Below are 7,933 nucleotides of genomic sequence, written 5' to 3' on the forward strand. Positions count from 1 at the left end.
GCCGTGTTGGCTGAGCCTATGGCTACTCCCGCGGCCATGCCCACTGCTGCACCGGCAACTGCAGCGCCTGCCGTGGACCAGCCTGATGATGACGAGCAGTTGTAGCATGATCCGTAGCTGGCTACCACAACAGGAGGATGGTAGGCGGGGACATATGCAGGAGGTGGGGGCGGGTGGTAAGCACCGTACGCCGCGCCGTAATGGGCCGTCGCCGTGGAGTGGCCATACATATTGGTATGCTCAGTGCCATATCCGTACTTGTGCTCAGTGCTGCCACCGTAGACGTTGGTGTGCTCGGTCCCGCCACCACCGTACTTATGCGCGGTGCTCGTACCGAAGGCACTCTGATGCTCAAAGCCTTCCCCTTTCTCACGCGCAGAACTGCCACCGAAGGCGTTCGCATGCGACCAGGCCGAAACTTGACCGGATGAGAACGCAAGAACCAGAACGCTGGCCAGGAGAGCGATAATCTTTTTCATGACGACTGTACCTCCTTACTTCCCCTGTGGCTTGGCCTTTGGCTTAGCTTTTGGTTTGGTCTGAGGCTGTAATCCTTGAGGTGGCGTATCCGGTCGCGCAAAAGGGATTTGCATCACGCTTCCCATAGCCCCCAGGGAGAAATCCTCGGCAGAGACCGGGACATCGAGTTGCCAGTCGGAGAGGTCAAGCTGGTGGCGCAACCTCGACAGATCATACCGGTACATGGCGCGCAGCCTACGGGGAAGCTTATCTTCGGTGCCGACCCACGCCTGTACGAAGACATCATCATTGACGTAGGCGATCATGTCCGTGGTGACCCCGCCCACGACATTTGATTGACCGATGTAGAAAGCAAGCTTCAGCCCTTCGGTGATATCCTTGTAAGGATCGGCGACAACCACATCCGCAAATGGATAATAGATGGCGGCGACCTCGAAAGCTTTTTTCAGCGCAGCGTCGATTGTGGGTGGAGCATCAATGACAGCGACGAGTTTCTCGACGGGCGCATAAGCCACCATTTGCCTGCCATCATAGTAGAACTCTGATGCCGGGCCGTCACCCGGCGTGATCACCCGCAGTTTATCCGGCCGCTGCATTGTCACTTCAGACTTGGTCGTGTAAACCAGCGGCGGGCCGAGGCGGCTCGGATGCTCGTAGGCAACCACTGCGGTGAAGCGCATGCTCTTCGCAGCTGCAAGACGGTCGCACGCAGCCTTGATGATCTCCATGGCCTTGGGCTCAAGCACCATAGGGGCAGTCTGCTGTCTCGCCTGCGTTTTCTTGGGAGGCTTTGACGTCTTGGTTGTTTTCTTTGGCTGCTGGGCATAGCTGCTCACGGTGAGGATGAGCGTGAGCACACATGAGAGACAGACCAGGGCCAGCCTCTTGGGGAATCCGTCTCTCCTCACACGGCCATCCGCCTGACGAGGATCAGTATCTGTTCTGGCTTCTGTTGTCATGGAATCATGCCGCATTCGAACATCTTGTTCATGATGGGACCCGCTACCTTATTTATAAAGTACTGGCGTACCGTGGGATCGTTGCGCAGCATCGTTATAGCTTCTTGCTCCTGCGCTGTCTTGGGCTTACCCTTCTGCTCCCACAGTTGCTCGCAGTTCGTCATTTGGTATTTCTCGATGACGTTATTGGCGATCATATCCACCATCGGGTATTGCTGCGCAGCGGCGACGCCTGCGAACACCACACCGAACAACATCACTACGATAATTACTGCACACGAACTTCTCTTCATCTCTTCTTCTCCTTTGATTGTTATTAGTTGAGTTGTTGCGTCAACGGTCCTTAGTTTTGGTCGTAGTCAATCGGCAACTGCTGTATCTGCTGGTCAATCAACTTCTGAAGCACAAAGGTATCTACCTGCGGAGCCTCCTTTCGTTACGGCCGAGATCGGCCCTACCACCATTGCCATTATCATCACTGTCTGGTTTGTTGTTCCCTTCACTCTTCTTTCCTCCTTTTTATTTGTCAAACTGCAACAACTTGTTGGTAATCAGTTAAATGATTTTACTGATAACCGATCATTGATAACCTTTATCGCCATTGATCACCCTCTACTGCTTCATGTAATTAAAGGTATTAATGGTGATCTGCATATTTTTACCCGGGACATTGATCATGGTCTGCGAGTTGTAGTTCAGACCGGTGGGCCATAGCTGGTACTGCGCGGAAATCGTCATCGGGCCATTGAACACAGTGGTTGTGACCTGGGTGTGCATCTGGCGCTTCGTCATCCCGTCGCAGGTGATGATAACCTGGTCACCGGGCTGCTGGAAACTCGATGCCGTCACCCGAATGCTACTCCCGTCCGGGCTCATCCAGGTCTGGGCTACCCGCCCGAGCTGCTGCAGGCTCTGCTGATTCAGCATCAGGTAACTATTGGATAGCTGCACAACCTGCTCGATTTCGCCTTTCATCTCTTTGATCTTATCTTCCTCGATATGGCGCATCAACGGACCACCGTGCGGTTGCTCCGGTGGTTCTGAGCTGAGGGTCGTAATCAACGGCTGGCGGTCAGGCCCAAAGGCAACCTGGGTCAGTGTTACGTTCTTGAGGTCCCCGTTGATCTGCACTGCTGTACGTTGTTGAAAGGTATACCCGGTGAGAGCCCTCATATTCTCCGCCATGTGCGCACCGACCATGGCCAGTGTCGCAAGGTTCTGTGTAGACTGTGTCTGCGCTTGAGCCCACGCGGCCGGCAACAACGCCCCAACGATCAATGCCACCATCACGATTGTAACCATTCCTGTTTTCATATATCCCTCCTTTTTTCAGTGACCTGCGACCGGTAATCATTAATCGGTCATCGGTGCGTCGCTGATCACTGGCTCTCGACGTTCGATTACCGTTCTTTCGACAGGCTACCGCCGTCGGATGATGATGATTTCATATTCGTTGATGTATCCAATGTTGGGGTTATTTCCCGGCCTTTCTTTACTTCACAACTTACTGATGACTATGGTCGTTAACCGCTTACTCGTGGCTTCGGATGTCATCTCCTCCACCCGCTTGAAAGGTCGTGTCTGTCTAGCTCACTAATATAATCATTCATTCCTCAGGTCAACGCCCCTGTATTGCAAACCAGATGGCATCCAAAAGGGCCTGGTCATCCACCGGTTTTCGGAAGAATGCTACGGCTCCCAATTCCCGCGAGAGTTGTCGGGTCGACGCATCGTCATAGGCGGAAACAACAATCACCGGTGTGCCTACTTTTCGAGCTACCAGTTCACGTTGAAGGTCCAGTCCTGTCATGCCTGGCATCCGCATATCCAGAATGATGCAGCTACCATCACGGAGACGTGGACTCTTAAGAAATTCCTCGGCTGAGCAAAAGGTCTGAACATCGAAATCAACTGACTGAAACAGGAACTGAAATGCTCTTCGCACTGAGTCGTCGTCGTCGACCACATAGACCAAGCTCTTCTTTTTGATCACGGGAACCTCTTTCCGCCTGAGTTCGAAGTTTGGGTGATTGATCGCGGGCCACTCCGACCTCTTCAAGAAAGAGTAAGGCTTACTTGGAACCGTGTCTATAACACCTTAGTATTATATGAAGTGCGGCGAAAAGCGCATCGGTCAGCGCGGATACCTGCTCTTCAGGGAGGAATTTGGTATTTTGAGTTTATTGCTCAGGAGACGCTATGCCTGCCTTCTCGGCCAGGCGCACGAGATCGGCGACCGATTCAGCACAAAGCTTCTCCATGATGCGGCCGCGATGTATTTTGACAGTGGGTTCGGCGATGCCAAGCTGTGCGGCAATCTGTTTGTTCAACATACCGGCGATGACATAACGAAGAATCTCCTTCTCGCGCGGAGTGAGCCGTTCCATCCGGCTGCGGATTTCCTGTTTCTCCTGATAGCTCCCTCTCGCCTGCTTGTCTTTTTCAATGGCACGGTGCACAGCTCCCAGGAGTTGCTCGTCATCACATGGCTTGGTGAGGAAATCAGTAGCTCCCCTTTTCATGGCCTGGACGCCCATGGGAAGCTCACCGTGGCCGGTGAGGAAGATAATGGGCATCCTGTAGTCAGATCCCGTAAGCTTCTCCTGCAATTCCATGCCACTCAGGCCGGGCATCCGCACATCGAGAATGATGCACCCGACACCATCGTAGTGCTCCCGCCCCAGAAACTCCTCTGCCGACGCAAAGGCCTCCACCTCATAGCCTGCCGACTGCAAGAGATAGGAGAGGGCCGTGCGCATGGACGCATCGTCATCGACAATAAAAATGGTGGGCTTGAGCTCAGTAATCGGTAGACGGTTATCAGTCATCAGTGAGGTATAGTGCCATTCATTTTGTGTACCTTAACCCTGTCTTCCTTTGCTGTTCGCTCATTGCTGTGTCTTTCCCCGTCTTCAACTGGGTACTGATAACTGATAACTGGCCGCTGATCACTGTTTACTGATAACTGGTAGTTCAAATGAAAACATCGCCCCCCCGTCCGGAAGATTTTCAGCCGAGATGTGTCCTCCGTGTGCTTGAATGATAGATCGACTGACACTCAGACCCATCCCCATTCCCGTGTGCTTTGTTGTGAAAAATGGTTGCCAGATATCAGCCAGTTTTGCAGGATCGACACCTGGGCCGAAGTCCCGCACAGCTACCTGAATACCGCGATGGGTTGCCCCTGTTCGCAAGACAATTTTTCTCTTATCGTGTTCGCGGGGACGCTCTGACATAGCTTCCGCAGCGTTCATGATCAGGTTGAGCACGACCTGCTGCAATTGATTCTTGTCACCGAGGATGGGGGGTAGCGAGAGATCAAAGTCTCTTTCGATCGTCACATTTCGGATAATCGCTTCACTGTTAAATAGGTTTAACACATCATCCAAAACCGTATTCATGTTGAGCGGTTCTTTTGCCCTCTGTTCCCTCTTCATCATGGACCGGAGGCTTGTGATCACATCTGCAGCTCGCTTATCATCCTGTATGATATTCTGCAGTATCGTCCGGAACCTATTGAGGTCGGGTGTGTCTGACTGCAGGAAGCGAACTGCTGCCTGCGCGCTGGTCAGGATGGCGGCCAGGGGCTGGTTAAGTTCATGAGCCAGAGACGCCGTCAATTCCCCCATCCGCGTCACCCGTTCCAACTGAGACAGTTCCCGGCGGGCTTCTTGTGCTTCATCTTCAGCCCGTTTTCGCTCTGTGATATCAGTCTGCACAGAGGCGGTCTGAATAATCGCGCCGTCATTATCTCTCACTGCGCCCATGTTGATTAGCACGGTGCGTCTCTCTCCATCCCTCGTGATAACAGTCATTTCCTCGTTGGCGATTTCGCCATATTCTCTCCACCGTTTAGAAAGTTCCCTCATCCTTGGCAGGGACTCGGGAGTATAGATCGTTTCCACGGGTTTGCCAACGAGATCTTCTTTTTCGTAGCCCAGTGCTTTCAAGGCATAATCATTCACATCAAGGATCGTTCCGCCAGGGGAAATGATATAGCAATACTCTGGGGTGTGGGAAAAGAATTGCCTGAATTTCTCCTCTGAGGCGCGCAACATGGTTTCTGCCCGTCTGTGTTGCAAGGCATTAGCGAACACCTCGCTGACGAACTGAAACCGCTGCACCAGTTCTTCTGGCCAAAGACGCTCCGCTTGTGTCGACACAAGCGCGCAGGCTGCCAACGGTATCCCGCCGCTCTTAAGCGGGACGGAAAGAACAGATTTTATGCCTCTCGCAAGGCAAACCCGGCGCTCCTTTTCCGCTTCGTCCGGCAAATCATCTACCCTAGTCACTATCACCGTATTTCCCATCAGTAATTGTTGCAAATACCAGGGCATTTGTTCCTTGGAAAAAGATTCAGGGCCCGGTTCGGCCTCTGCTGAATGATATTCAAATACGCGCACGAGCCTGGTCCTGTCCTCGGAAAATACTGCTATGGTGCATCGGTCCACATCGAAGAATTCTGTGATACAACGGAGTCCCTTGTTGATTTCGGCGTCCACGTCGTCGGACGGCAGGTTCACAAATTGGGCCGAAAGATCGGAGACCAAGCGTTCGAATCGGAGACGTTCCTCAAGTTGAAGCCTTATCCGCGCGCGCTCCAGCGCATTGAGGAAGATCTCTCCAATGAGCCGCAGCCGCGGGATGAATTCTTCCGGCCAAGTGTGTTCGCTAACGACGGAATCCAACGCGATTACGTGAACAACAGGCTCCCCAATCATTATCGGTATGTATAGGCAGGATCGAATGCCCATTTCGATGTTCGTCTGTCTGTCCACGTTCGCCTCGACGGGGAGATCGTCAAGCCTGGAAAACAAATGCACCTGTCGCTTATGGACCAGCTTGTCATACGCATACGGCAAGAGTGATACGGGAAGCTCCACCATCGCCGGAACCGGCCGGCCGGCCTTTGTGACGGCAGCGTGGGTTGCGTGCCATAAGTCCTTCCCCGGCCATACCTGTAGCAGCGCACAGCGCTCGACCTTGAAAAATTCGAGAATCTGCCTAAGGCCACACTCAATTTGAGCATTTACCTGATCGGGAGATACGTTCGTGAACCTGGCCGAGAGGTCTGACAACAAACGCTCAAACCGCAGGCGCTCATCCAGAACCTCTTCCGCAAGTTTGCGCTCACTGACATCGCGTACTATAGCCCACATTCCGGTGTTGCTGCCCGTTTCGTCCTTAAGCAGAAATGTTCTCAGTTCTACGGGGAATATTGTTCCATCTTTTTTGCGATATTCTTTCTCATAAACCTCGGAGTACTGCTGTATGAGAACTTGCTGCTCGATAATTTTCTGCTCGAAATCATGCCATTTCTCAGGTGTGAGGTCCTGGTAGGTCAGGCTGAGTAATTCCTCCGACGCATACCCTGTCATCTGCCGATAGGATTCGTTATAGTCCGTGATCATCCCTTCCATGCTGACCAATACAAAGCCGTCCATCATGCTTTCATACAACCTTCGGTACTTCGCTTCTGATTTTCTGATCGTCTCTTGCGCGCGCCTGCGGGCAAGCGCGTTGGCAAATATCTCCGCAACCAGCTGCAACCTGCTGACGAACTCGATCGGCCAGTCCCGTTTCTTCCGAATGCTAGAGAAGCTTAATGCCCCGTACACCGGCCCCCCTCCTGCAGAGAGCGGCAGTGTAAGGACCGACTTAATGCCATAGTGCCGCCAGCCGTCCAGGTCGCGCGCAGCCGCGGCAGGAGCATCCGTCACCCGGGATAGAATAACATTCTCGCGTTGGAACAGTTTTTCCACGCACCACGGAAAAACCTCTTTTCCGTCCATGAGCTCCGGGACCGGAGGAAAATCCTTCGGCGCATACAAATGGGTCAGCAACAGCGGGCCGGAATGATCCGCGGACAGTTGCCAGAGCGTGGAGACATCCAGATCCAGCCATTCGCAGATTCGACGTTGCACATCCTTGATCTCGGCGTCCAACAGGTCGGCAGACACGTTGATGAAGCGCGCTGAAAGATCGGCCAGCAGCGTCTCGAACTTGAGCCGCTCTTCAAGCCTCTTTCTAAGCTCTTCTATTTCTGAAGGAAGCTGCCGCTTTGTTTCGCTGCCCTCGTGCATTGTGCCACCTTCTCAAGATTGCCTTGTACCTGAACGTTTCAACTCTCACGTAGCTCATTTTACATGGAATGGTGAAAAAATCAAAATGCTGAAGCCGACAGATGGGCCTTATGGTATGAGATTTCCTACCGTCTTCATGGTGGGCAATTACATTGAGAGAGGGAAGCTAAAGGAACTCATTCTTGGTGGGCCTGACGTTTCTTTTCTGAGGCTGCGCCATTGCCGTCAGTAACGCGATATCAGCGTGAGAAATCTCAAAATCAACACTTCAGGAAGGAAGTTTTCAGACAACCTTACGGGTCCGATAGGTCGAATTGCAGTTTTTACATGTTAAGCGCGGAGCGTCACGAGTTCCGTGTTAAGCAGACTGCAACTGCAACACTCTCCCGTTTTTCATGCCCTGTAACTCGC

General features: G+C 52.8%; 7 protein-coding genes. All 7 read right to left on the reverse strand.

Annotated elements, in window-relative coordinates:
• A partial coding sequence (locus VMT71_13700; GenBank protein HVN25022.1) for a hypothetical protein occupies positions 1 to 479 on the reverse strand: 479 nt, incomplete at its 3' end.
• A gap of 15 nt (positions 480 to 494) precedes the next feature.
• On the reverse strand, positions 495 to 1,439 hold the full coding sequence (locus tag VMT71_13705) for a DUF2092 domain-containing protein (protein HVN25023.1): 945 nt from the start codon (positions 1,437 to 1,439) through the stop codon (positions 495 to 497).
• The gene (locus tag VMT71_13710) at positions 1,436 to 1,732 is read right to left on the reverse strand and encodes a hypothetical protein (GenBank protein ID HVN25024.1); all 297 of its coding nucleotides are present in this window, start codon (positions 1,730 to 1,732) and stop codon (positions 1,436 to 1,438) included. The genes VMT71_13705 and VMT71_13710 overlap by 4 nt, the downstream gene beginning before the upstream one ends.
• Positions 1,733 to 2,051: 319 nt before the next feature.
• Positions 2,052 to 2,753 (reverse strand): hypothetical protein, encoded by a 702-nt coding sequence (locus tag VMT71_13715; GenBank protein ID HVN25025.1) that lies wholly within the window; start codon positions 2,751 to 2,753, stop codon positions 2,052 to 2,054.
• A 304-nt stretch (positions 2,754 to 3,057) separates the two neighbouring features.
• A complete protein-coding gene (locus tag VMT71_13720) occupies positions 3,058 to 3,432 on the reverse strand; it encodes a response regulator (GenBank protein ID HVN25026.1) in 375 nt (124 codons plus the stop codon).
• A gap of 187 nt (positions 3,433 to 3,619) precedes the next feature.
• Positions 3,620 to 4,267, reverse strand: a complete 648-nt coding sequence (locus VMT71_13725; protein HVN25027.1) for a response regulator transcription factor — start codon at positions 4,265 to 4,267, stop codon at positions 3,620 to 3,622.
• A gap of 120 nt (positions 4,268 to 4,387) precedes the next feature.
• The gene (locus VMT71_13730) at positions 4,388 to 7,522 is read right to left on the reverse strand and encodes a PAS domain S-box protein (GenBank protein HVN25028.1); all 3,135 of its coding nucleotides are present in this window, start codon (positions 7,520 to 7,522) and stop codon (positions 4,388 to 4,390) included.
• Between the last annotated feature and the right edge of the window lie 411 nt (positions 7,523 to 7,933).

The sequence above is a fragment of the Syntrophorhabdales bacterium genome (genome assembly GCA_035541455.1).
Taxonomy (GTDB): domain Bacteria; phylum Desulfobacterota; class Syntrophorhabdia; order Syntrophorhabdales; family WCHB1-27; genus JADGQN01.

Coding starts and splice junctions, on each gene's coding strand:
- VMT71_13705 (HVN25023.1), bottom strand. CDS start 1,439: ATGACAACAGAAGCCAGAACAGATACTGATCCTCGTCAGGCGGATGGC.
- VMT71_13710 (HVN25024.1), bottom strand. CDS start 1,732: ATGAAGAGAAGTTCGTGTGCAGTAATTATCGTAGTGATGTTGTTCGGT.
- VMT71_13725 (HVN25027.1), bottom strand. CDS start 4,267: ATGACTGATAACCGTCTACCGATTACTGAGCTCAAGCCCACCATTTTT.
- VMT71_13715 (HVN25025.1), bottom strand. CDS start 2,753: ATGAAAACAGGAATGGTTACAATCGTGATGGTGGCATTGATCGTTGGG.
- VMT71_13730 (HVN25028.1), bottom strand. CDS start 7,522: ATGCACGAGGGCAGCGAAACAAAGCGGCAGCTTCCTTCAGAAATAGAA.